Below are 25,556 nucleotides of genomic sequence, written 5' to 3'. Positions count from 1 at the left end.
TTCGGAAAGCGCAGGTATGTCAAGTGGGACGATTAACGCAATTCACGCATAAGGAAGCGATAGAAAAAGCCCAGGCTTCGATTGAAGCGGCGCTCGCCAAAGACATTCAGGACCCGCACCGGCTGCTTTATCACGCGAGTCCGCCGGTCTATTGGATGAACGACCCAAACGGCTTGATTTTTTATAATGGCGAATATCATTTGTTTTATCAGCATAATCCGTATGCTCCGACTTGGGGAAACATTCACTGGGCGCACATGAAAAGTAAAGATCTGATTCATTGGGAGCATCTTCCCATTGCTTTGGCCCCGAATGAAGAGTATGACATTGACGGATGTTTCTCCGGCAGTGCAATCGAGCATGAGAACCGGTTATACGTATTTTATACCGCAAATATATTTACTTCGCCTCAAGGTTTGCCCGACGATTTGTTCCAGCAGCAGTGCATGGCGGTGTCGGCGGACGGAATCGAATTTGCGAAAGCCGGCGTGAACCCGCTGATTTCCGCTCCTCCGGCCGATATCGGCCAAACCAATCATTTCCGCGATCCGAAAGTTTGGAAACATAACGGAATTGGGTACATGGTGCTCGGAACGAAAAAAGACGAACGCGGCAAAGTGATCCTGTACCGGTCGAGCGATTTGACGCGCTGGGATTTTGTCGGTGTCCTGACCGAAAGCGACGGCACGATGGGGTACATGCACGAATGCCCGGACCTGTTCGAATTGGGGGGCAAACATATTTTAGCCTTTTCCCCGCAAGGCGTGGAAGGCTGGGGAGCGCCGAACGTATCGGGATACTATGTCGGCGAGCTCGATTACGAGCGCGGAACATACGAGCATGGCCGATTCCGGCTTTTGGATGAAGGGTTTAACTTCTACGCCCCGCAGACGATGTCGGATGATCGGGGAAGGCGGATTTTGTTCGGCTGGATGCCTATGGAGGAAGGTACAGGCAAAACTTGGGCAGGCTGCATGACGATTCCGAGGGAGCTTCGTTATTCCGAAGAACGCGGGCTGCAAGTTCAACCGGTCGATGAAATGAAGCTGCTGCGCCGCAATCCGATTGGCGTGCACAACTACTCCGTTGCGCCCGGCGGGCTGCATACCATCCGGGGTATTTCCGGCGAATGCGTCGAGCTGAGAATCCGGGTCGATCTGCAGCAAACGGATGCGAGCGGGTTCGGCTTGCAGGTTCGGGCGTCGGAAGACGGCGAGCAGAGAACGGTTATTCGATACGATGCGGCCGCAAAGCAAGTCGTTTTCGACAGAACGCATTCCGGCGGCGGAGTCGCGGGAATCAGAACGTGTCAAATAGCGGAGTCCGATAACGGGATTTTGACTTTGCATTTATTTTTGGACCGGTCGACACTGGAGCTGTTCGTTAATGAAGGCGACCATGTGATGTCCGGATATATATTCCCGGAGCCGACGAGCAGGGATATCCGCTTTTTTTCGGAAAACGGATCGACGTTCATTCGCGATATCGATTTTTGGGAATTAGCCGTTTAATGAGATAAACCTCTATCGAAGTCTTTCGAGGATGCCGGCATAGCATGAAAAACCTATGAATGACCAATATCACCAGCCATTCGCAGATAACCTGCAAAAAAGAGACTTTCCAAAAACTTGCCACTGTCAGTTGAGCACGTAAAATCTGCGAAAGTCAGACAGTGGAACTCGCGCAGAGCCGGATGGCCTGAACGCCTTGCTGCGCGGAGAAAGAAAGCCTGCAAAGTGCAGGTTTTCTTTCGTTCATACGCTGAAGACGAAACATTCCTGCATTTGTGCAGGCTTTTTGCCATTATCGAAAATTCCTGCCACAGCCTGCCTGCACGAAGAAAACCTGCAAAAATACATGAATTTATGTCCATGATCATTGGCCACGAACAATTCCTGCAAAAGTGCAGGCTTTTCACCGAACACATGGACACAGGCTCACTTTCAGCAAAAATTCCTGCACTTTTGCAGGTTTTTCGCCATAATAAGCCAATTCCGCAGGAAATACCTGCACTTTTGCAGGTTTTCTCCCTACCAAGCCGCTTCCTGTCCAATTATGCGGTTCCACGACCTACACCGGGAGAGGCGCGCGTTGGAGCCCCACTGCCCCCACTGATTCCCCTAACCTTAACAAAGTGTCTCGACTTTCTTAGGTTTTTCACCCCAGACCAACCTGCCAAGCCGCCATATGACCACCCGCCGTGCAGCACTGCAACCTGCACCGGGAGAGGCGCTCATTAGGAAAGAGCCATTGCACAACGCCAGCACCACAGTCTTTGGACGGCAAAAGAACATGTGTTGCAAAAGCGTCCTGATGGCGTTAAAAAAGTGCGCGGTACCTCTTTCGTGACGCCGGGCCGCGGTGTTCATTGAATCTACGCTTGCCAAAACCCGAGAATATATAAATTCTTATATGTCAAGGATAAACGACTCCGTCGTCCTTTTGGGACGAGTGCATTTATCAAGGTAGATGCGAAGCAAAAGTATAAAACATATACTTTCTTATCTACTGAGATAAACCTCTATCGAGGTCTTTCGAGGATGTGAGGGCCGCGTTAAGAGGTAGGTTTATTCGCCGATAAGAATGCTGTTCTACGCGCTTTAGCGCTGTAAAGAATTAAACATTTTTATGCGGTCAAAAAAATGCAAAAAAGCAGCACTGGAGCCTCCCGCTCCGATGCTGCTTTTTTCATGCTAACGGATAAATGAGTACCGCATCGCCTTGCCGTCTGCCGCTCCCTCCCGCCGGGAGCCAGATGAGGCAATCCGCCTCTTTGATCGACACCATAATGCTCGATTTATCGATGCCCGCCGGCTTCACCCGCAGGCTGCCGTTCTCCACGCGGGTCGTACCTCTTATATAGCGGGGATAGGCCGAGCCTTTCTCATAATCGACATCGAGAAAAGCGCTGACCGCTTCCGGATATGGGGATTCGCAGCCCTGCATCGCCAACAGGCTCGGCCTGACGAACAATTCGAATCCGACGAAGGCCGCTCCCGGATTGCCGGACAAAGCGAACAGCAGCTTGTCCTGCCATACCGCAGCGCTGGTCGGCGTCCCGGGCCGCATCGCCACTTTGTTGAATAAAAGCTTGCCGTCCCAGCGCCCGAATACGTCCACCAGCACGTCGTAGTCGCCGACCGATACGCCCCCCGACGTAATGACGAGATCCGCAGCGGCAAAAGCTTCGGCCAACGCCGCCTGGACGAGCGCCGGTTCATCCGCCAAAGCGGGCATGATCACAGGTACGCCGCCGGCGGCTTCCACCTGAGCGGCAAGCATGTAGCTGTTGCTGTTGCGGATGCGCCCCGGCTGCAAAGCTTCTTCGACGTTCAGCAGCTCGGAGCCTGTGGAAAAGATAGCCGCTACGGGCTTCTTGTACACGCTCACTTGGCTGCAGCCGAAGGAAGCGAGAATAGCGGCTTCCCCCGGGCCGATCCGCGCCCCCTGCCGAAGCAGCAGCTCGCCGGAGCGGATTTCTCCGGCCACCTGCGTTATGTTGCTTCCTTCGGGGAGCGCTTTTTTTATAAGCACGGACGAAGCTTGTCCGTGATCGGGATGAGCGAGGCTGTCGGTCATCTCCAGCATGACGATAGCGTCGGCCCCGTCCGGCACCGGCGCTCCGGTCATGATGCGGGCCGCCGCCCCGGATATAAGCGTCTCCCGCGGCATCGTACCGCTTGGAATATGCTCGGTGACGGCGAGCCTGACAGGCTGTTCGGGAGACGCCCCGCGAATATCTTCCGCCCGCACGGCGTAGCCGTCGACGCCCGATCTGCGAAAGTGCGGAACCGGGTGATCCGCATGCACCGGGCCGGCCAGCCTTCTGCCGTATGCGGAAGCCAGCGGGACCGTCTCGATAGCGGTGCGGATCAAGTGGCTGTGAAGCCGCTCCCGGGCTTGCTCGACGGAAATCGCCGTGCGCCCGAATTTCAAGTTCATACTGCTGCTCACGAATAGCTTCCTCCAGTCCTCAGCCGCCGATCTGGGACATCCGCCGCATAGTAGGCATGTGGGATTGCTCCTGATTCATCAGCGCCAGAGCCATCTCATGATTTTGCGGTTTGATGTCCAGAGCGCGGAAAAACAGTTGTTCAACGGCCGCGTCATCCCCGACATATTTTCTGACGTTGAATTCATCCGACCAATATAAGCAGGGCTTGATGTTGCCGTCCGCAGTCATTCTCAGACGGTTGCATGTTTCGCAAAAATGGTCGCTGATCGGATGAATGAGCCCGAAAGAGCCCTGCGCCCCCTCGATCCGGTAATCCCGTGAAGGACCGTTTCCGTACACCGCTTCAGCCGGCATGGCGCTCCAGCCTTTGGCCGCGCAGCGGTCGAGCACAGTGCTTAGCGGAATGTAGCGGCTTTTCCATTCATCGTCCTGATGCCCGATCGGCATATATTCAATAAACCTCACCTGAATGGCGCGGTCGATGGTCATCTGCAAAAAATCCTCGATTTCATCATCGTTGATGCCTTTCATGAGCACTACATTCAGCTTGATGGGCACAATCCCCAAGCGGTAGGCCGCTTCGATGCTTTCCAGCACGCGCCGGATGTCGCCGCCGCGGGTAATGAAAGAAAAGCGGTCCGCTTTCAGCGAATCCAGACTAATATTGATCCGGGTCAGCCCGGCCGCACGAAGCTTTTCGGCGCGCGAGGCAAAATAAATGCCGTTCGTCGTTAAGGCGATATCTTCAATTCCGGGGATTGCCGACAGCATCCCGATCAATTGATCCAAATTTTTGCGCACAAGAGGCTCTCCGCCGGTCAATCTCAGCTTGCGGACGCCGAGACCTGCGAGCACGCGCACTACTTCCGCAATTTCTTCAAAAGTCATCAGTCTGCTTTCGGGCTCAAATTCCATTCCCTCTTCAGGCATACAGTAAACGCAGCGTAAATTGCAGCGATCCGTAACGGATATGCGCAAATAATCATGCACACGCCCGAATCGGTCTATGAGCTGTTTTGGCATAAGAGTTCACCTTCTCTCTATGTCAATTATGGCATATTTCCTCACAAAAGCACAGTGATTCAATGAGATATCCTCATAATTAAACTTGTCAAAATAAAGAAACTAGCTGTCCTCAATCTTCAATGTGAGATTTCATTCCATTAAATACAGACTCGTACTCCTCCGGCGTGTTGAGATTCGCCGCAAACCGCGGCGATATGCCCCGTTCCAGAAAAAAGTCATCGTCCGCCGCCAACCAGTCGATCCGGTCGAGCAAATCCATCAGCCGGTGCTGCTTCTGCCGCAGCATAGTATCCGCTGCCGCGCCGATCCGCCTGGCGTAGACGCCGTGCAGCGGATGCCTGCGCCCGCCGATCACGGGCACGACCGCATCGCAGCCCGCTTGTGCAGCCAGTTCGCTCATCGCCCGCGCCGCTTCCGCGGAGATGAACGGCATGTCGCAGCCGACGATCCACAGCAGCTCATGCTCCGCCTCCGCCGCCATGCACGCGGCGTGTATGCCCCCGAGCGGCCCCGCCTGCACATACAGGTCGGGAATGCAGCCGACTGCCGTATCCGCAAATCCGGCAAGGACCGGCTCCACCGCTTCCGGGCTGTTCGTAACGACGAGCGTCCGGCGGCAAAGCTTCGCCATTTCGGCGAGCTGTACGAGCAGCATCGGCCTGCCTTCGTAAGGCAGGAGCGCCTTCATCCGGCCGCCCATGCGGCGGTTCAGCCCTCCGGCCAAAATGACGCCGGCGATCATGGCTCCAGCTCGGCAAGCCGCTTCTGAAACGACTGCCGCCAGCTTCCGGACAAAGCCTCTACGGCCAAAATACGGCGGATGCCCTCGACATTGTCCTTGTCATGATATTTAATCCGGTTGGCATAAGCGACCGTTACTCCTGCGGGATCTTTGGCGAGCAGCTTCACCTTGGGAGAGACAGGAATCGCGCCTTCCTGCAAAACCCGAAAATAATACCCGGTAAAACCGCTATCCTGCACCCGGACGGGCAAATCGACGACATCGTACCGCTTCGCCAGCTTAAAACAAGGCTGTCTCGGCTGAGACACCTGCACGACCGCATCTCCGATCTCATACGTGTCGCCGATGCCCACTTCCTCTTCCAGAAGCCCGCGCACCGTCAAATTTTCACCGAACGCTCCGTACGTCATTTCCTTTTCCAACGTGCTCTCCCAGTAAGCGTAATGCTCCACGCAGTAAACGCATAGCGCTTTATCCTCGCCGCCGTGATAGACCAGGTCGGCCTGGCCGTCTCCGTCAAGTTGGGTTTTGGACACATGCAAAGGAGAGCTGACCGGAGATTTATAAATCCCCGTAACCAGCTCTTTTCCGCCAAACTCAAACGTCTGCGGCATCCCGACATTAACAGACAAAATTTCCATAAACCATACCCTCATTTCCGATCAGCGCCCGTTTTCATAACTATATCAAAAAACGCCGGGAAAGTCAGTCAGGTATTCCCCTGATTTTACCCTTGATATTACCCTCGGTTCACCCACGCATCGTTATCGTAGCCTCTCACTTCCCAATATCCGATGTGCTCCTTGTCGATCAATTCGATAGCCTGCAGCCATTTGACCGATTTGTAGGCGTACATTTTCGGCACGATCAGACGCACCGGACCGCCCAGCTTTTGCGGGATCGGCTTGCCGTCCATCATGACGGCGACCATCACGTCGTCCATCTCCGCCTGCTCCAGCGACAAAGCATCCGTATACACTTTATCGCCGGAATAAAATTTGACAAATTTGGCATCCGGCTTAACCCCGGCCGCTGCCAGCAGCTGCTTCAGCGGAATGCCTTCCCAAGTGCAATTGTAAACCGACCAGCCGGTCACGCAGTGAAAATTGCTCACCTGCACGGTGCGCGCGAGCTTCAGGAACTGCTCCCAGTTCCACACCGCCGGGCGCTCGACAAGCCCTGATACGGCGAACTGCCACGTATCCGAGGAAAAGGCGGGAATTTCCGTAACCGTGTACACGCGGAAATTTCCCTGCGCCCCGCCGCCGATGACAGCGGCGGAGTCGGGCAAGGGCTCCGGCGGCGGAAGCATGCGGTTGCCGTCGGCCGAGGCCACCTCGGCGATGTCGCTGCCGCCGGTGTCCAGCGCGCCTTTCAGCCAGCGGTAAAAGGCGGGGCCGACCCCGATCACGAGCAGCAGCCCTGCAGCAAGCCGCAGGAACGATGCGCGTGTGATCGGCGAATCTTTCAGCGCGGCGATGACCGCCTGCGCTGCCTTGTGCGCCGCCGACGGCTGAGCCTCGGCGGCGGCAGGTTCGGGCTCGGCCGCCGGCGGGGCCTCGGCGGGCCGTGCCGCGGCAGCGGCGGCTTGCTCCGCGCGCTGGCGGCGCTTCAGCCATCTGCTGCGCGAGATGGCGTGGTAGAGGGCATACGGCACTCCGAACCAGGTCAGCAGATCATGGATGAGGAGTGCCGTGTTGTTCCAGGCCGGCGGCAGGTGGCGGAACTGCCACAGGACGACGCCCGACGCGCTCCAGCCGAGCAGGAGCGCCAGCACGAGCAGCAAATTGCCGCGCTGGCCCCTGCGCCCGCGGATTTGCCGCCAGTGCTTGCGGATCATCGGCGCGTACAGCGCGATGAGCAGAATCGAAGCGACGCCAAGCACAATGTGCAGCTGCTTGAGCGTCACCCTGAAGCCGCCGAGATCCCCGCGAATCGCGCCGATGCTGAGCACGACGCCCGTAATCGTCAGCAGCAGCAAAACCCACGCGTTCCAGCTGTGAATCCGATTGAGCCGTTTGCCGAAGGACTGCTTCAGCCAGCCTCTTTTGTCATCCATGATCCCACGTCCTTTTTCAATACGTTTCGTTACACTCAGCATAACGCATAAACATTAAAAAAGGCTTATGAAATCGGGAGGCGGACAAATATTTTTTAGATAGCATTAAATCATTTAACTATTTACCTTTTTATGCAATAATAAACTTATATACCAATATATTGCTAGTTTACAACTGGAGGGCCGACTGAATGGAGTCAGAAAATAGCAAATTATTGCTGCTTTTATCCCCTAATTTTCACGCTTTGAATGCCGGTTTACAGGAAGAGGTTTTTAAGCTTTACTATTATTTGAACTATAGTTCGATTATGTATATGGTAAAAGACCATGGCGCCGCCGAAGATATTATTCAGGAGACCTTTTTGAAAATTTTATATAAAGGGCCGAATCTCGGTGACGAGAAGCAATTCATCGCCTGGATGAAGGTGCTGGTCCGTAATGCAACGATTAATTATTTGCGCAAAGCAAAAAAAATCCGTAACGAAGTCGACGTAGAAAGCGTCTTTTTTAAAGATGAGCCAATCGCCGATCTCGAACCTGTCGAAGCTCAAATCGAAGCCATTCTGCTGGAAGAATCCATTGCAAAAAATTTGAAAAACTTAAAGTTCGAGTACCAGCTGCTGATCGAGCTGAAATGGAAGAATCAACTCACTAACAAGGAAATTGCCTCCATGCTCAATTGCTCGGAAAATACGATTAAGCAGAGACTTCATCGCGCCCGTGCGGCATTAAAGAAAAAAATGAAGCTGAAATGGGGAAGTTTGGATGAAAAAGGAAGAACTTGAAAAGCTGTTTGATGAGGCATTTTCCAAAGCTGCGGGAAAAATGCCTTCCCCCCATATCCCAAGCCATAAAGACGCCTGGCATCAAGTTCGGCCCAAAATCAAGCGGATGCAGCGGCGAAGAGCGATCCGCAAAGCGTCTGTCAGGATCGGCGTAATCGCCGCTTCCGTATTGCTCGGTGCCATCCTGTTTGGAAACCCGAAGGTTTCAACGGCTTTTACCCCGCTTTATCAAACGGTGGAGGAGCTTCCGGATCACATGATCTCCTTCTTTTTCGGAAATAAGGACACCCCCGGTACGAAAGCCAAAACCGCTCCTCCCGGCCCTGCGGAAGTTTCGCCAACCAAGCACAATAATGAGACCGAAACGATAATCATTGACCCGAATAATTCCGGCGATAAGCTTGCTTTTGCTCCTCCCCGTTTCGACTATATTCCCGACCGGTACCAGTTAACGGAAACCAGCGCAAATGTAAATTCGGACGAGCAGAAGTCGAAGCAAATCTTTTTTACCTTTACCAATCAGCAGCAGCAAGTGCTGCGCATTTTCCTCAGCCGGCTGGAAGACAATACGACGATCGGCTCGGGGGCCGGACAGGATGAACCGATGGAAACCGTTCGGCTTGACGGCGGGACGGCTTATTTTACCGCCGCCAAAGACGGCGTCAACAAACTCGAAGTGCTGAAAGCCAATTATTACGTTTACATGATCGGCAGCATTTCAAAGGAAGAGATGATTAAGGTGGCCGAAGGCATATCCCCTTCCTCTTGAAAGCAAACTGGAAAACATCCGGTTCGGTCCGGTCCGTACTTTAGGGCGCGTGCGTCCGGATGCTTTTCCTGTTTCATGCGGGTTCCACGATGGTCAATCGACCAGGAGATAATCCGAAAACCGTTCTCCCTGCTCGTACGTCCCGCCACTCGTCACCCAATGGACCGTTTTCACCCGGTAATAATACCCGGTAGGCACGGTATATGACGTGCCGTTGGTGTATACGTCCTTGCCGGATGTGCTGTAAGCTGCTCCGGAATCCACGTTTTGCCACACCGAACCGCTCCATTTTTGCAAATACAGCGTTATCCCGATCGAATCCACCTTTTCATAAGCCAGAGTCGTTCCGGAAATGCTCATTTTGCCGGAGGATTTTTGCGACAGCTGGTTGAAGCCGTCCAGCAAATACTTATGATCCGGGTTAAAAAAGCCCAAAATGCCGAATTCCGCAACCGGAGGCGGGGTCTTCGCACCGCCATCCCGGATGGCCGCGGCATGGCTTGTGACGCTGAAGGCCGAGAACATAATTAAAAGGACAAGCGTGTACACCGCAATTTGACGTTTCACAATTTTTATCAACATGATTCATCCTTTCGAAATTAGGAATACAGCCTCTTTCTTGACATTTCGGCCGTTAAGATGGACCGGATCGCTCCCGCGACCTTCTCCTTCTCCGTCTCCGCCAGCAAATACATATGGCCGCCCCGGAAATCATGGTAGCGGACGCGCCGGGCCCATTTTTTCCAGACAACCGCATATTTCATGCATTTCTCATCTTGCTCTCCGTTGAAAATAAACACAGGTGTCTCCAGGACCGAATGGTCGTTATGCTTAAAGCTTTCCAACGCTTTAAAATCCGCTCTGAAGGCCGGCAGGAAAAAGTCAAGCACCTCCCTCGCCGCCGCCATCTCCGGCGGAATTCCGCCAATGCCGATGATGTATTCAAGCAGCGCTTCGTCATCCAGATGGCTGACCGTTGTGCGAATGATATTCGGAGGCTGGGCTCCTGAAATAATGACCGCTTGCGGAACAATCCCCTGCCGCTCCAGCTTTTGCGCAAGCCGGTACACCATCAGTCCGCCCATGCTGTGCCCAAACAGGACAAACGGCTTGTCGAGCCGGGGCAGCAAGGCCTGCCGGTAAAGCTCCGCCAGCTGCTCGAAATCGTCAACCAGCGGCATGCGGTTGTTCCCGTGTCCCGGAGGCTCTATGGCCAGCATTTCGCCGTAACCCTGCAGATAAGGCTGCAGCGGGCGAAACGACGCGGAATATCCCCCCGCGAAAGGGAAGCAGATCAATTGCGGTTCGTGGGACGCATGGCCCAATTGCCGGATGAGTTCGTTCATACTTATTTAGCCTCCAACATGCAATATTGCTGCTGTAAAACCCGTCCGATGATCGATGCATTCAAGGAAACCGGATGCCCTTGCAGCATCTCATCATGCCTGCCATGGCCTTGATGCTTCAGGAAGGACGAAGTTGTCGCTTCCTCCCACGCCGACAGCCAGGCGGGCAGAACGGCTTCGGAGCCGTCGTTTTGCGCCTTTATCAAATGAATCTCCGCCGCGATTCGGCCGGAGAGCACCATCTCGACATAATACGTGTAGCAGGCTTCCATCTTGCGCGAAAGACCTCGCCGGATCGTCTCGATTTGCAGGTAAGGATTATCCTTGTTCGCTTCCATCAGCAGCTTCACATCGTGCTCCACCGTTCGTCCCTCCAAATTGCTGACGCCCGTTTTCCGGTAAGCATCAACCATAATGACGCGGTCCACGGAACGCCCCCGCGCTTCCAGGGCTTTGGCCGCCTCAAACGCCAGGCCGCCTCCGGCCGAATAGCCAAGCAGGGTGAGCGTTCCTTCCGGCTGAAGCTCGATCATCATGTCGGCGTATTGCCGGACCCGGTCCTCCGCCTCGATAAAATCGAAAGCGTACAGCCGGTACTCCGGCAGCTGCTTCGCCAGATCATGGAACAGAATCCCGTAACCAAGCACCGGCGGGAAAACGAACAGGTTGCTTTGCGCCTCGGGGTTGAACGTCGTCATTTCCCGGGGGTGCCGCGTTATCGGGCTTTGACCGGCCGCTTCATCCTGCAGGCAAGCCGCCAAGGCGCTGATCGTCGGCGCTTCAAATAACGTTCCGACCGGCACGTCCCGGCCGAACTCCTTGAGGATTTGAGCGCAAAGCGCCATCGCCTTCAGGGAATGTCCGCCCAAAGCGAAGAAGTTGTCGTGTACGCCTACCTGCGGCACCCCAAGCACCTCGGTCCACAACCGGACCAGCCTCGATTCGGTGTCGTTCCGCGGCGGTGTTTTGGCCGCGGCCGCACTCCGGCTTTCCTGCGGTTTGGGGAGCAGCCGCCGGTTGACTTTGCCGTTGGCGGTCAGCGGCAAAGTCTCCAGTTGAACGAACGCGGAGGGAACCATATAGGCGGGCAGCACATCGGCCAAATAGCGGCCCAGATCCTCCGCCGTCAGGTCGGCCCCCCGCTCGCCGACCACATAGGCGTATAAAGTCATATCCCCCATTTCACTGCGGTCTGCGAGGACGATCGCCTCTTTGACACGCTCATGGCCAAGCAGCCTGGTCTCGATTTCGCCCAGCTCGATCCGGTGGCCGCGCACCTTCACCTGATCGTCGATGCGGCCCATAAATTCGATGCTGCCGTCCTCCAGCCATCTCGCCAAATCGCCGCTGCGGTACATGGTTTGCCCCGGCATAAACGGATGCGGCACGAATTTCGCCGCCGTTAAATCCGGGCGGTTCAAATACCCGAGGGCCACGCCTTCGCCGCCAAGACACAGCTCGCCCACCGCTCCGACGGGCTGCAGTTGATTCCCCGGGCCGAGAATATAAGCGCCGGTCAAAGTCAGCGGCTTGCCGATGGGAATCGAAACGGCCGATCCGGAAATCTCCTGATCCACGGGATGGAACGTGGCAAAAACGGTCGTTTCGGTCGGGCCGTACACATGGATGATTTTGCCCGGCCCCATGCCTTCCAGCGCCTTTCGCACATGATTTACCGAGGAGCGCTCCCCGCCGAACAAAACCTTGCGGATGCCGCTCATCCACGCGGTACCGGCGTCAACCAGCAAATGAAACAGCGCGGTCGTGACGAACATGACCGTAATCCGCTGCCGCTCGATCAATTGCATCAGCTTGCCGATGTGCATAATCATTTCGCTGCCGGCGACGACCAGCTTGGCCCCGTTCAGCAGCGCCCCGAACAGGTCGAAGGCGAAGCCGTCAAACGCATAGTTCGATAAGGACAACAGCGTATCGTCCGGGCTAATGTCGATATAGTTCGTATGCTTGACGACCCGGGTGATGTTGGCGTGCGTCGTCAGCGTGCCTTTCGGATTCCCGGTCGTTCCTGACGTATAAATCACGTAAGCCAAATCGTCCGGGCCGGCCGCGGGTGCCGGATTTCCCATATCACCGCAATAAAGCGCCGGATCATCAAGAATCAAGCGAGGGCCTTCATAAAGCCCGGCGAGCCGATCTTCCAAAACCCGCTGCGTAAGCAGCAGCGAAGCGCCGCTGTCCTCCAACATGTAGCGGATGCGCTGCTCCGGATATTCCGGGTCGATCGGCAGATAAGCGCCGCCGGCTTTCAGCACGGCCATGATGCCGATAATCATCTCCGCGGAGCGGTGCGCCAGCATCCCCACGATCGTGCCGCGGCCTACCCCCTCAGCCCGAAGCTTCCGGGCCAGTTGGTTGGCCCGCGCATTCAGCTCCGCATAGGTGAAGGTTGCTTCTTCCGTGACCAGCGCAATTTGGTCGGGCTTCCGCTTGACCTGAAGCTCGAACCACGCCGGGATCGGCAGCCGTACGGCGGGATGACGGGAGCCCTCGGCAACCTCGGGGTTAAACTCCGTCAACAGCCGGCGTTCTTCCTCCCCGGGAACAAGGCGCACTTCTCCAAGCCGAATGTCCGGATTTTGACAGACCTGATCGATGATTTCCAACAGCTGCTCCTGTAAACGCCCGATAAACGAAGGCTCAAACACCTGTGCGTTGTAGGCGATTTTCAAAATCAGCTCGTCGCCGGGCGAAGCCATCAGGTTCAGGTCGTAATTGGATTTCTCGTCCACGCTCGTGTGGCCCGTCGTAAAACCCAGGTCCCGCTCCTCCTGCAGCGGATCGGTCTCCTGCAGCGGATAATTTTCAAACACGATGATATGATCGATTAATTCCGGCTGTCCCGCCCGGCTCTGAATATCGTAGAGGGGCACGTACCGGTGCGCCTCCGATTCCAGCAATTGGTCTTGAATCACGGAAACCAATTGTCCGAAAGACATCTCTTCACCAAGCCGGATCCGGCTCGGGACGACATTGATAAACAAGCCGACCATGCTCTCCACGCCGGCGATTTCCGCCGGGCGGCCCGAAGTGACCGTGCCGAATATGATATCGTCCGAGCGCTGATACCTGCCCAGCAGGACCGACCAGGCCGCCTGAAGGGCGGTGCTGAGCGTCGCCTGCCGCCGCCGGGCCAGTCCGGAAAAAGCACTGGTCCGCTCTTCGCATAGCTTGAAATACGTTTCCGCCGCTGTATATCCTCCCGGAGCGGAAGGCTTATTGCGCTGCTCGGAGAACGTCGTCTGACCGGCAAAACCGGCCAAATGCCGTTCCCAATGGCTCAGCGACTTTTCCTTGTCCTGCCGTTCCAGCCATTTGATGTACTCTTTATAAGGCTTGACCGGCTGAAACCGGCACGGCTCGCCCTGCCGCAAAGAGCGGTATGCCTGGAACAGCTCCCGGGTGACGATGCCGAAGCACCAGCCGTCCAGCAAAATATGATGGTAGCTCCAAACCCACTCGTACCGGTCCGGTCCTGTTTGGAACACGGCAGCCCGCATCGGGATTTCCCGGGATAAGTCGAAGCCCGTTATTTTGTCCTGACGCTTGTAAGCCTCAATGCGCCGCTTCCGCTCATCCTCCGCAAGGTCCGTAAGATCGATTTCTCGAATCGGCAGTTGTCTCTCCTTGAGCACGACCTGGACAGGACGCTTCATTTTTTCGTGGACAAACACAGTGCGAAAAATATCGTGCCGGTCCACGATCGCATCCATGCTCTTCTGCAGTAATTCCGTGCGGAAATCCCCCTTGACCGTGATGGCGATCTGCTCGATATAAAAGCTCTGGCCTGGATGCAGCAGCGTATGAAACAACATCCCTTCCTGCATCGGCGACAAGTAATAAATATCCTGCACCTGGTCCTTAGAAAATTGACTCAATTCGTTCGCCCCCACTGCAAGTTAGTTTAAATTTTCCGCCAGTACGTCGAAAATGTCCCCGACTTCCTCCATCTGCAAATCCCCCGCGCTGAAATCGCTTGGCGTAAACTCGCGGTCCTCCTTGGCGGTGCAATGCTCGATCAGCTCAAGCAGATGCCGCTTGAAGGCATCCATCCGGTCTCCGATCGTACTGCGCAAATATTGCTGCTTGTTGAAGGAGCACGTGACGATCAGGCGGCCGCCCCGAACCAGACCGCTGAAGTTCAACGCGTAGAGGCTTTCCGATTCCCGGCTGGTCTGATGACCCATGTCATAAGGCGAAGGGCCAAACAGCTCCGTCTGTACCTCTTGATCGAATTGGCCCAAGTAATTGAAGCTGATTTCCGGCGCCAGCTCAAACCGCAGCCCCGCTTTATGCGCCTCGTCCGTCAAATAGCGCAAAATCCCGTAGCCAACCCCTTTATGCGGAACGGAGCGCAAGGTTTCCTTCATGCTTTTGATCAAGTCCGGCAGCGGAGCGGAACGGTCGATATCCAGCACGAGCGGATACTGTGCGGTAAACCAGCCTACCGTGCGGGAAATGTTGATTCCCGGAATGATCTCTTCCCGGCCGTGCCCCTCCAGGTTGATCGCCATGGTCGGTTCCCCCGTCCAATCCCGGATCGCCAGGCTGAGCGCGCATAATAAAATATCGTTCATTTCCGTACCGTACGGCTCGTGAACCTTCGTCAGCAAGAGGCGCGTCTCTTCCGGCGAAAGCTCAAACGACAGGGCCCCCGCGTCCTTCACTTTGCGGGAAGCGGCCAGGTTATCCTTCGGAAGCGGAATGATGTGCGCCGTTTCCAGCTCCCGCCAGTAATACCGCTGCTTCAGGAAGGCTTCGGAATTCGCATAGTCCGCAAGTCCCGCCGCCCAGTCCTTGAAGGAGTTCGTTTTTTCCTGGAATGCAATGCGCTCTCCTCTCACCGCCTGCCGGTAACCGGAAACTATATCCTCCAGCAAAATGCGCCAGGATACGCCGTCGACGACCAAATGGTGGATGGCCAGCAGCAGATGGTCGCCTTGATCCGTTTGGAACATCGCCGCTTGCAGCAGCGGTCCCCGGTTCAGCTCGAACCTGCCCTGCACCTCGTTGGCATGGGCGGAAATGCGCCCTTCCAAACCGGTTGCGCCGCGCAGATCAATAATCTCCAGATGGCAATCGTCCTCGACCTTGGATAAGCCCTGGTTGTACTGCACGATCCGTTCGTCCTGCTGCGTAAAAACGATGCGAAGCGCGTCGTGGTGCTCGAGTATGCGATTCAGCGTTTCCCGGAGCAGTCCGGGGTCAAAGCCGGACGGCGCATGCAGCATAATCGACTGGTTCCAGTGATGGCGATCGGTAAAGTTCCGTTCGAAAAACCACTGCTGAATCGGGGTCAGCAGCACTTCACCCTGTACCGGTCCCTGATCTGCCGGTTTCGTTTCGGCCCGCTGCAGGTAAGGAATCACCTGCTCGATCGTTGGGTGCTGGAACAGGTCCTTCATCTCCAGCTTCCATCCCTGCTTGTGCAGGCGGCTGCCCATCTGGATCGCCTTGATCGAATCGCCGCCCAGCGCGAAGAAATTGTCCCGCGTGCCGACGATCATCAGGCCCAGCACGTCCTGCCAAATCTCCGCCAGCAGCGTTTCCAGTTCGCTTGCCGGCTCCTTGTGATCCGCCGCCACCGCTGTCATTTCCGGCTGCGGCAGCGCCCGCCGGTCCACCTTGCCGTTGGGCGTCAGCGGCAGCTCACTCATCTGCACCCAGTGCTGCGGCACCATGTATTCCGGCAGCTTTTGCGCCAGAGCGGCCTGCAGAGTCTGCGTGAAATCGTCCTGCAGCTCGCCTTCCAGCAGCCATTCCGGCACCACGTAGGCGCACAAGGCGGTATTGCCGCTCGCATCCCGGATGCCGGCCACGACCGCCGCCTGTACCGCCGGATGCACGACGAGCTGCGCCTCGATTTCCGACAGCTCGATCCGGAAGCCCCGCACTTTCACCTGCAGGTCCTTGCGGCCCAAATATTCGATGCTGCCGTCTTCCAGCCACCGCGCCAAATCGCCCGTGCGGTACATCCGCTCACCTGGTGCGAACGGGTCCTCCACGAACTTCTCCCGCGTCTCCTCCGGCCGGTTGTTATAGCCCCGGGCCAGTCCACGTCCCGCGATGCACAGCTCCCCGGGCACGCCGACCGGCTGCAGCTCACCCTCCGCGCCCAGGATGTAGATGCGCGTGTTCGCGATCGGCCGCCCGATCGTCAAAATCTCCTCCGCGGGGCCGTTCACCGTACTTGTCGCCACCACCGTGCTTTCCGTCGGACCGTAGTTGTTGACCAGCTTGTAGCGGCGCTCCACCGTCCGCTTCAGCTTGTCCCCTCCGGTCAGCAGCACGCGCAGCGAGCGGTTGTCGAGCTCCATGTACTGCTCGCACAACTGCGTCGGCAGGAACGCAATCGTGATCCCGTGCTGCTCGAAGTACTCGTTCAGCCGCACGATGTCCATCCGGATCGCTTCGTCGATCACATGGATGTTCGCCCCGGCCATCCAGTACGGGAACAGCTCCCACACGGAAGCGTCAAACCCGAACCCGGCGTATTTGGCGCTGCGGTCCTCGGCGGTGACTTCGAAAGCCTTGTTATGCCAGTAACACAAATTCACCAAAGAATAGTGCTCGACCATAACGCCTTTCGGCTGGCCGGTCGTTCCCGACGTATAGATCATATAGGCCAGATGATGCGCTCCTGCCACCGTGAGCGGATTGAGTTCGTCGGACAGACCGACTTCTCCGGCCAGCACGGACGCCGCTCCGTCGCCGTCCAGCCGTAGCACCTCGCCGCCGTATTCCGCCGGCACGGGCAAGCCGCTTTGCGTCAGCAGCACCGGCGCGCCGCTATCGGCGAGCACATAAGCGATGCGCTGCTCGGGATAATCCGGATCGATCGGCACGTACGCCGCTCCGGATTTGAGGATGCCGAGCACGCCCGCGGCCATCTCCAACGACGGCTTGACCATGATGCCAACCCTGCTTTCCGCGCCGATGCCTTTGGCGATCAGCAGGCGGGCCAGCCGGTTCGCCCGCGCATTCAGCTCCCGGTACGTCCACGACCGCCCGCGATAAGTTACCGCCGGACGGTCCGGCGTCCGCAGCGCCTGCTCCTCGAACAGCCGGTGGATCGTCGCATCCTCCGGCACGTCCAGCTCCGTCTCGTTCCAATCGAGCCTCCGCAGCTTTTCGGACGCCGGCACCATATCGACCGTCGACAAAGCCAGATCGGGGCAGGCTGTAACGGCCTTCAGCAGCTCCTGCAAATACCCGCTCCAACGCAGGATCGTGCTCTTTTTAAACAAATCGCTGGCATACTCCAGTTGAAGCCCGATGTCCTCGCCCCGTTCAAACGCGCCGAACGTCAGATCAAACTTGGCGACGCCGCTCGAAACCTCATAGGGGCTGATACTCAGCCGATCCAGCCGGAACGTTTCCTTGTCCGGATTTTCCACCGTCAGCATGACGTTAAACAGCGGATTGCGGCTCAAATCCCGCGGCAAATCCAGCTTGCCGACCAATTCCTCAAACGGGTAATCCTGATGCTCCAAGCCCTCCAGAGCGGTTTCCTTCACTTCCAGCACAAGCTGGCGGAACGTTTTCCACGCTGCCGGGCGGCTGCGCAGCGCCAGCGTGTTGACGAACATGCCGGGCATATCTCTGACCTCCGGGCTTGTTCGTCCGGCCGCCACGGACCCGACCACGATATCTTCCTGGCCCGTCAGCTTGCTGAGAAACACGTTGAATGCGGCCAGCATCACCATATGGAATGTTGTTCCGGTTTCCATGATGAACCTGCGCACCTGCTGCGCCGTCTCCCGGCTTGCGGCAAAGCGCACCGCATCGCCGTCAAAGCTTTGCACCGCCGGGCGCGGGTAATCCGTCGGCAAATTCAGCGCGGGAACGTCCTCCGCAAACTGCTCCAGCCAATACCGCTCCTGTCCGGAAATGTGCTTCCGCTGAGCGGGCTCGTTTTGCCACATCGTGTAATCCTTGTAGCTGAGCCGCAGCGCCGGAAGCGCCTCCCCGCGATACAGCAGGGCGATTTCCTTGACGAAAATCTCCCGGGAGATGCCGTCCGCAATAATATGGTGCATGTCGATCAGCAGCAGATGGCGCCGGCCGGAAATCCGGAGCAGCCCGGTGCGCAGCAGCGGGGCGGCGCTTAAATCGAACGGCTGGATAAACGCGCCGATGTTCAGCTGCGCCTCCTCCTCATCCACTTCCATTCGGATTAACTCTACCGGGGCTTGTTCATGAACGATTTGAACCGGATCCCCGTCGACTTCCGCAAACGAGGTACGCAGCGTCTCATGCCGCTGCACCAGCAAATTCAGCGCCTGCTCCAGCCGCAGCACATCCAGTTCGCCTTCGAGCAGCAGCACGGATGGCATGTTGTAGCTGACGCCCGGATTGAATTGATGCAGGACGTACATCCGTCTTTGCGCGGAGGAAACCGGATAATAATCTTGTTTGGCCGCCGGAACGATTCCGCTTTCCGTGAACCGCAGCTGCCCTTCCCGCTCCGCCGCCTCCATATAGTGCGCCAACTGGCGTACCGTCGGCCGGTCAAAAATCACCTTGAGCGGAATGTCTTTTTTCCACTTCGCGTGGATGCGGCTGATCAGTTGCATCGCTTTCAGGGAATGGCCGCCCAAATCGAAAAAGTTATCCTGTACGCCGACGGATTCCGCGCCAAGCGTCTCCTGCCAAATCCGGCAAAGCTCGGCTTCGGTTTCGGTCTGCGGCGGAACGCAGCCGCTCCCGTCCGGTCTTGCAAACGTTGGCTCCGGAAGCGCTTTGCGGTTGATTTTGCCGTTGGCCGTCAGCGGGATGGAGTCCATTTGCACGAAATAGGTCGGCACCATATACGTTGGCAGCTGCCCGGACAACCATTCCCGCAGCTCTGAGGCGGCGAGCGGTATGCCTGCCGCAAAATAAACGCATAGCTCCGGCGGCAGCGAGCCTTCCGCAATTGTGGTCGCGTACGCCGCGCCGACCTGCTCATGCTGCAGCAGCGCCGCTTCGATTTCGCCAAGCTCGACGCGATAGCCGCGGATTTTCACCTGGTCATCCATTCGGCCCAAAAACTCGATTTGCCCGTCCGGCAGCAAGCGGGCGAGGTCTCCGCTTCGGTACATCAAGGTTCCCGGTGAAAACGGATTTTCCACAAACTTCCCGCTCGTTAAATCGGGACGGTTCAAGTAGCCTTCCGCCAGTCCGGGACCGGCCAGGTACAGCTCTCCGGCCGCGCCTGCGGGGACTAGCTTGCGGCCGCCGTTCAAAATATAAGCTTCGGCGTTATGAATCGGCCGGCCGACGGTCGGACGCGCCGCAAATTCCGCCAGCCGCTGCATGTCGATGCGCTGCGCAATGATGCCGATCGTCGATTCCGTCGGACCGTAGTGATTCATCAGCGCCGCCCCCGGGTATTTCCGATGGTACAGCTTGAGATCGGCAGGATTGATTTTCTCCCCGCCCATCACGATCAGCCGCAGCGATTGCAGCTGCCGCGAAGCTTCAAAGCTTGAGGAATGCACGATCATATGAAATAAAGACGGCGTCAGCTTTATATAAGTCATGCCCTGCCGGTCCAGATAAGCCGTTAGCCGCTCCGGATCGGTGTACGTTTCCTTGGCAGCGATATGCAGCTCGCCGCCGGCCAGCAGGATCGGGAACAGACTCGTATAGCCCAAATCGAAGGCAAACGAAGACAACAGCGCCGTTTTGTCCGCGGGGGACAGCTCCGCCTGCTTCATGAACCAGGAGACGTAATTGACCAGTCCCCGGTGCTTCAGCTTGACGCCCTTCGGATTTCCCGTCGTTCCGGACGTATAAATGACATAAGCCAAATCGTCCGGACCGCTTGCCGCATCCGGCGTACCGGTCTGATCGCTTAACCAGCTTCCGTCCCGGATGTCCAGCATGTCCGCTTCCACCCCGCCGGACAAGAAGCCGGCATACTTCCGCTCGCTGATAATCAGGCGCGCTCCGCTATCGGCCAGGCAGTAGCGGATTCGCTGTTCCGGAAATTCCGGATCGAGCGGCAGGAAAGCGCCGCCCGCCTTCATCACCGCCAGAATCGATACGATCATGTCAGTGGAACGATCCACTAGCAGCCCGACGATGTGCCCGGCCTTCACCCCGCGCTGCCGGAGCGCCCATGCTGCCCGATTGGCTTTTTCATTCAGCTCGCGGTAGGTCAGGCTGAGAGCCTCATCAACTACGGCCACGGAATTTTCCGTCTCAAACGCACGCTGTTCAAACAAGCCATAGAACGTTTGCTTCGCGGGATAGTCCGTCCGATTATCGCGGAGCCCTGCCAGCAAATGCTCGCGTTCGGCGGCCGTCATCAGCTCGATCTCCTCCAGACGGATCGCCGGCCGATCGACGACGGATTTGATAATTTGCAGCAAATGTCCGCTCCAGCGCCGGATCGTCTCCGGCCGGAACAACGCGGCGGCGTAATCAAAGCTAAGTCCGATTCCGCCTTCACCGTTCGGCTTCTGAACAGCTTCCAGCGTCAGATCGAATTTCGCCGTCCGGTGCATCACCGAATACGAGGAAATTTGCAGCTCTCCCAGCTTCAGGGCGGGCACATCCATGTTCAGCATATTCAACGACACGCTAAACAGAGGGTTGCGGCTCATATCCCGCTCAAGAGGCAGTCTTTCGATTAATTCTTCCAGCGGGTAATTTTGATGCTCGAACGCCTGCAAGCAAGTTTCCTTCACTTCGAACAAAAACTGTTCGAACGTCTTGCCGCCTTCCGGCGCGTTCCGCAGAGGCAGCGTATTGACGAACATGCCCGGTACGTCCTGAATTTCGGCCATCGTGCGGCCGGCGGCCGGGGAGCCGACCACGATATCTTCCTGGGCAGCATACTTGGACAGCAAAACGTTATACGCCGCCAGCAAAAACATGTACAAGGTCGTATCCGTCTTGGCCGTCAACCGGTTAATCCGCCGCTCCAGCTCCCCGTCAACGCCGAAAACAAATCGTTCGCCGGCATTGCTCTGCACGGCAGGCCGGGCAAAGTCGGTTGGCAGATCGAGCACCGGAAGGTCTCCGGCGAACGTATCCAACCAATATCGCTCCAGGCGCTTCATATACTCACGCTGAGCCGGCGCATGCTGCCAAACGGCAAAATCTTTATAGTGCAGATTCGGCTCAGGCAGGTCCTCACCCGCGTAAAGCTGCGCCAAATCACGGATCAGGATGCCCGTCGAACTGCCGTCCGAAATGATATGGTGCATATCGATCAGCAGCAGATGGCGCTGCTCTCCGAGCTGCAGCAGCTCCGCGCGGACGAGCGGCGTCTCGCCCAAATCAAACGGCCGGATAAATTCGCGAATCCGCGTTTCGCCCTCTTCTTCGGCTGCCGCCGTGCATGTCAGGCGGAACGGGACATGCTCATGGATGTTTTGCACGAGCTCGCCGTCCGCCATCTCAAACGAAGTCCGCAGTATCTCATGGCGGTTCATCATCGCCTGAAAAGCGGCTTCCAGACGGGGCTGATCCAGTTCCCCCTCGAGCAGCAGGACGGCGGGAATGTTATAGCCGGTTCCGCCATCCCCCAGCTGGTTCAAGATGTACATCCGCCGCTGGGCCGAGGAAACCGGATAATGCGCTCCTGCGAGGGCGCGGACAAGCGGATCAAGCGCTCCCGCCGTAGATGTATGCCCCGCTTTCCCGCCTGTACCTGCTTCCGCTTGATTGACCGTATCCGGCTCCGTGAAATACCGGGCCAAGCCGCGAATCGTCGGCCGGTCGAACAGCGCCTTGATCGGGATGTCCCACCCGAGCTGCTGTTTGATTTTCGCGGTCAGCATCATCGCCTTCAGCGAATGTCCGCCCAGTGCAAAGAAATCGTCGTTTGCGCCAATGCGCGAAACGCCCAGCACCTCCTGCCAAATCGCGGCAAGCTGCCGTTCCGTTTCGCTTTCGGGCTCCGCATAGGCAGCGGCCGCTTCCTGGCCGAGATCCCCCGGCTCCGGCAGCTCCCGCCGGTTCACTTTGCCGTTGGCCGTGAGCGGCATTTGTTCCAACTGCGTAATGGAGGACGGGAGCATGTAATCCGGCAGCAGCTTCGTCAATGCCGAGCGCAGCTCTCCGGCGGCGAATTCCCGCTCTGCGGTGACGTAGGCGCATAAGACGTTCTCGCCGGCCTGATCCTGCCGCACAACCGCCGCCGCTTCGCTTACGCCTTCGACCTGCAGCAGCCGCGACTCGATTTCTCCTAGTTCAATGCGGAAGCCCCGCACCTTGACCTGATTGTCGATCCGGCCCATAAACTCGATGTTTCCGTCCGGCAGCCAGCGGGCCAAGTCCCCCGTGCGGTACAGCTTCTCGCCGGGAACAAAAGGACTCGCGGCGAACTTCTCCTCCGTCAGCTCCAGGCGGTTCAAATAGCCGCGGGCCACGCCGTCCCCGCCCACGCATAATTCCCCCGGTACGCCGGCCGGCAGCAGCTGCCCGTTCGCGTCCACGATGTAAGCCGTGGAATTGCCGATCGGTCTGCCGATTGGAATCCGCTCCGCATAAGCCTCCCCGATCAGAAGGACGGTGGAAAACGTCGTGTTTTCCGTAGGGCCGTAACCGTTCCAGAGGGAAAGCACCGGGCAAGCCTCCCGGACTTGATTGACGAATCCGGGAACGAGCGCGTCGCCGCCGATGATCAAATGCCGCAGGCCGGCGAACATCGCCGCGTTTTGCCCGGCCAGCTGATTGAACAGCGGGGACGTTAGCCACAGCGTGGTGATTTGCCGCTCGCTCAGGAAGCCCGCAAAACCGTCCGCGTCCAGCAAGGTTTCCTTGGACACGGGATGCAGCGAGGCGCCGTGCAGCAGCGCTCCGAACAGCTCGAAGGTACTGGCGTCAAAGCTGATCGCACCCGTTTGCGCCATGCGGTCCTGCTCGCCGAAAGGGATGTACCCGGCATTTTTGACCAGGCGCACGACGTTTCTGTGCTCCACCATTACGCCTTTGGGCTGGCCCGTGGAGCCGGAGGTATACATGACATAAGCCAGATCCTCGGGCTTATTCACCGGCGGGAGGTTGACCACTTCCGCATCCGCTTCCGCCTCACCCCGAGCCCCGGTTTCGCCGGCAACGGCATCCAGATCGATCGGCAAAATCTCAACATCCGCCGCAGAACCCGTGCCTTGCCCCAGCGATTCTTCCGGCCGGCCGCGCTGCACCAGCACCAGTTTCATGCCGCTGTCCTCAATCAGGTAGCGGACGCGGTCCTGCGGATAATCCGGATCGATCGGCAAATACGCGCCGCCTGCTTTTAATATCGCCAAAATGCCGACGACCGCCTCGATCGACCGCTCCGCCATGATGCCTGCCGCCTCGTTCGGCTTCAAGCCCCGCTCCCGCAGCGTTCGCGCCAGCCGCCCCGCCGCAGCGTTCAACTGGCGGTAGGTCATCCGCCGTCCGCCAAACACGACGGCGACATGCTCCGGCGCAAGCCGGACCTGTTCCTCGAACAGCTCGGGAATCGTCCGCTCGCGCGGGTAATCCCGCTTCGTATCGTTGAACGCGTTCAGCACCTCGGCTTTTTCCCGCTCCGTCAGCAGGCTGACCTTGCCCACCTCCAGCTCCGGATTGCGGGCGAGCTCTTCGGCGATGCGGGTCAAATGGCCGGCTATTTTGCCGATCCACTCCTCGTCGTAGAGGGCGGCGTTGTACATCATTTTGAGCGACCATTCCTCGCCGGGGTAAACGATCAGATTAAAATCGTAATTTGTCTGTTCAAAAGCGTCGGCCACCTGGATCGAGAAACCGAGTCTCTGCTCCATGCCGCCATTTTGCAGCTCGCGGTCCAGCGGATAGTTCTCGAAGGCCACAAGATGGCCCACGAGATGATTTTTGAGCACCGAACGTTTCTGGATGTCGTACAGCGGCACATAATCGTACTTCTCGGCTTCGAGCGCATGCTGCTGTACGGATCGGGCCAGATCGGCAAAGCCGGCCTCAGGCTCGGCTGTTACCCGCACCGGGATCGTATTGATAAACAGGCCGGCCATGTTTTCGATGCCGTGAATGGCCGAGGGACGCCCGGACACGACGGTGCCAAATACGACGTCATCCGTGTAGTTATACTTGCCGAGCAGTGCCCCCCACAACGCCTGAAACAAATTGGGCGGCGTCACATGATAACGGTTGGCGATCTCTTTAAGCGAATCAACGAGCTGTTTATCCCAGACGAACGTGTACATTTCGTTCCGGTACACTTCCTCGCGGTCCGCGGCCGTTTTCCAGTGCGGTACGGAGGTCGGCTTTTCAAAATCCGCCAGGCGCTTGTCCCAGTACGCGAACGCTTCATCCTTGTCCAGTTTGTCCAGCCATTTGACGTAGTCGGCATACGGCTTGTCTTGCCCGCTCGGGAGCGGCCGGTTCAGGCGGAAGGCCTCATAATACCCGAACAGCTTCTTCATCAGCACGCCCATGCTCCAGCCGTCCAGCAAAATATGATGGTTGCTCCAAATCAGATGGAACCGCTCCGAGTCAAGCTGGAACAGGGAGACGCGGAACAACTGGTCTTTGGCCAAATCAAAGCCCTGGGCCTGAAGCTCCCGTTTATGGCGGGCGATGGCCTGCTGGCGCTCTTCGGGCCGGAGGCCTGCGATATTTTCAAAATAAACCTCCGCCTTGCGCTCTGCGAGGACAACTTGACGCGGCCGCTGCAGCTGCTGATACACGAACACCGTGCGCAAAATATCGTAACTGCGGACAAGCTGATCCATGCTTTTTTGCAAAATCGCCCGGTCGAACGGCCCGGAAATGCACAGCTCCAATTGGGTGAAATAAGATGAAGACTCCGGATCCAGCATGGCGTGGTACAGCATGCCTTCCTGCATCGGCGTTAACGGGTACACCTTTTGTATTGTTTGTTTATCCATAAGTCCA

Annotated in this window: 12 protein-coding genes; 3 read left to right on the top strand and 9 right to left on the bottom strand. The window is 57.3% G+C overall.

All coding sequences use genetic code 11. The annotated features are described in order from the left end of the window. The first annotated feature begins 23 nt into the window (after positions 1 to 23). On the top strand, positions 24 to 1,511 hold the full coding sequence (locus AC0LWT_RS03750) for a glycoside hydrolase family 32 protein (RefSeq protein ID WP_474679882.1): 1,488 nt from the start codon (positions 24 to 26) through the stop codon (positions 1,509 to 1,511). Between the two features lie 1,177 nt (positions 1,512 to 2,688). Here AC0LWT_RS03750 and AC0LWT_RS03745 read toward each other — a convergent pair. From AC0LWT_RS03745 to AC0LWT_RS03725, 5 genes are all read right to left on the bottom strand, one after another. Next, a complete protein-coding gene (locus AC0LWT_RS03745; RefSeq protein ID WP_474679881.1) occupies positions 2,689 to 3,954 on the bottom strand; it encodes a molybdopterin molybdotransferase MoeA in 1,266 nt (421 codons plus the stop codon). A gap of 19 nt (positions 3,955 to 3,973) precedes the next feature. Continuing rightward, positions 3,974 to 4,978: a GTP 3',8-cyclase MoaA gene (moaA, locus tag AC0LWT_RS03740; protein WP_474679880.1), complete on the bottom strand. Its 1,005-nt coding sequence runs from the start codon at positions 4,976 to 4,978 to the stop codon at positions 3,974 to 3,976. Positions 4,979 to 5,090: 112 nt separating this feature from the next. Further along, positions 5,091 to 5,723 (bottom strand): molybdenum cofactor guanylyltransferase, encoded by a 633-nt coding sequence (mobA, locus tag AC0LWT_RS03735; RefSeq protein ID WP_474679879.1) that lies wholly within the window; start codon positions 5,721 to 5,723, stop codon positions 5,091 to 5,093. Beyond that, entirely contained in the window at positions 5,720 to 6,364 is a 645-nt protein-coding gene (locus AC0LWT_RS03730) for an MOSC domain-containing protein (RefSeq protein WP_474679878.1), read from the bottom strand. The genes mobA and AC0LWT_RS03730 overlap by 4 nt, the downstream gene beginning before the upstream one ends. A gap of 98 nt (positions 6,365 to 6,462) precedes the next feature. After that, complete coding sequence (locus AC0LWT_RS03725; protein ID WP_474679877.1) at positions 6,463 to 7,782, bottom strand: molybdopterin-dependent oxidoreductase; 1,320 nt, start codon at positions 7,780 to 7,782, stop codon at positions 6,463 to 6,465. Positions 7,783 to 7,973: 191 nt separating this feature from the next. Between AC0LWT_RS03725 and AC0LWT_RS03720 the strand changes: the two genes are divergently transcribed. After that, positions 7,974 to 8,567, top strand: a complete 594-nt coding sequence (locus AC0LWT_RS03720; RefSeq protein ID WP_474679876.1) for an RNA polymerase sigma factor — start codon at positions 7,974 to 7,976, stop codon at positions 8,565 to 8,567. Further along, positions 8,548 to 9,336 carry a DUF4367 domain-containing protein gene (locus AC0LWT_RS03715; protein ID WP_474679875.1) on the top strand — a complete coding sequence of 263 codons (789 nt, stop codon included), beginning with the start codon at positions 8,548 to 8,550 and terminating at the stop codon, positions 9,334 to 9,336. The genes AC0LWT_RS03720 and AC0LWT_RS03715 overlap by 20 nt, the downstream gene beginning before the upstream one ends. A gap of 93 nt (positions 9,337 to 9,429) precedes the next feature. Here AC0LWT_RS03715 and AC0LWT_RS03710 read toward each other — a convergent pair whose 3' ends face one another. From AC0LWT_RS03710 to AC0LWT_RS03695, 4 genes are read right to left on the bottom strand one after another with little or no spacing between them, the layout of a single operon-like run. Continuing rightward, the gene (locus tag AC0LWT_RS03710; RefSeq protein ID WP_474679874.1) at positions 9,430 to 9,918 is read right to left on the bottom strand and encodes a DUF6147 family protein; all 489 of its coding nucleotides are present in this window, start codon (positions 9,916 to 9,918) and stop codon (positions 9,430 to 9,432) included. Between the two features lie 17 nt (positions 9,919 to 9,935). Then, the gene (locus tag AC0LWT_RS03705) at positions 9,936 to 10,682 is read right to left on the bottom strand and encodes a thioesterase II family protein (RefSeq protein WP_474679873.1); all 747 of its coding nucleotides are present in this window, start codon (positions 10,680 to 10,682) and stop codon (positions 9,936 to 9,938) included. A 2-nt stretch (positions 10,683 to 10,684) separates the two neighbouring features. Continuing rightward, positions 10,685 to 14,578, bottom strand: a complete 3,894-nt coding sequence (locus AC0LWT_RS03700; protein WP_474679872.1) for an amino acid adenylation domain-containing protein — start codon at positions 14,576 to 14,578, stop codon at positions 10,685 to 10,687. A gap of 21 nt (positions 14,579 to 14,599) precedes the next feature. Then, a complete protein-coding gene (locus AC0LWT_RS03695) occupies positions 14,600 to 25,549 on the bottom strand; it encodes a non-ribosomal peptide synthetase (RefSeq protein ID WP_474679871.1) in 10,950 nt (3,649 codons plus the stop codon). Between the last annotated feature and the right edge of the window lie 7 nt (positions 25,550 to 25,556).

This window comes from Paenibacillus sp. sgz302164 (assembly GCF_056120505.1).
Note: the sequence above shows the minus strand (reverse complement) of the source record. Positions and strands in the feature narration are given on the sequence as shown.

Bases quoted from the DNA above. Each gene is read 5' to 3' on its own strand.
- AC0LWT_RS03720 (WP_474679876.1), top strand. From the start codon at position 7,974: ATGGAGTCAGAAAATAGCAAATTATTGCTGCTTTTATCCCCTAATTTT.
- mobA (WP_474679879.1), bottom strand. From the start codon at position 5,723: ATGATCGCCGGCGTCATTTTGGCCGGAGGGCTGAACCGCCGCATGGGC.
- AC0LWT_RS03695 (WP_474679871.1), bottom strand. From the start codon at position 25,549: ATGGATAAACAAACAATACAAAAGGTGTACCCGTTAACGCCGATGCAG.
- AC0LWT_RS03730 (WP_474679878.1), bottom strand. From the start codon at position 6,364: ATGGAAATTTTGTCTGTTAATGTCGGGATGCCGCAGACGTTTGAGTTT.
- AC0LWT_RS03725 (WP_474679877.1), bottom strand. From the start codon at position 7,782: ATGGATGACAAAAGAGGCTGGCTGAAGCAGTCCTTCGGCAAACGGCTC.
- AC0LWT_RS03715 (WP_474679875.1), top strand. From the start codon at position 8,548: ATGAAAAAGGAAGAACTTGAAAAGCTGTTTGATGAGGCATTTTCCAAA.
- moaA (WP_474679880.1), bottom strand. From the start codon at position 4,978: ATGCCAAAACAGCTCATAGACCGATTCGGGCGTGTGCATGATTATTTG.
- AC0LWT_RS03710 (WP_474679874.1), bottom strand. From the start codon at position 9,918: ATGTTGATAAAAATTGTGAAACGTCAAATTGCGGTGTACACGCTTGTC.
- AC0LWT_RS03705 (WP_474679873.1), bottom strand. From the start codon at position 10,682: ATGAACGAACTCATCCGGCAATTGGGCCATGCGTCCCACGAACCGCAA.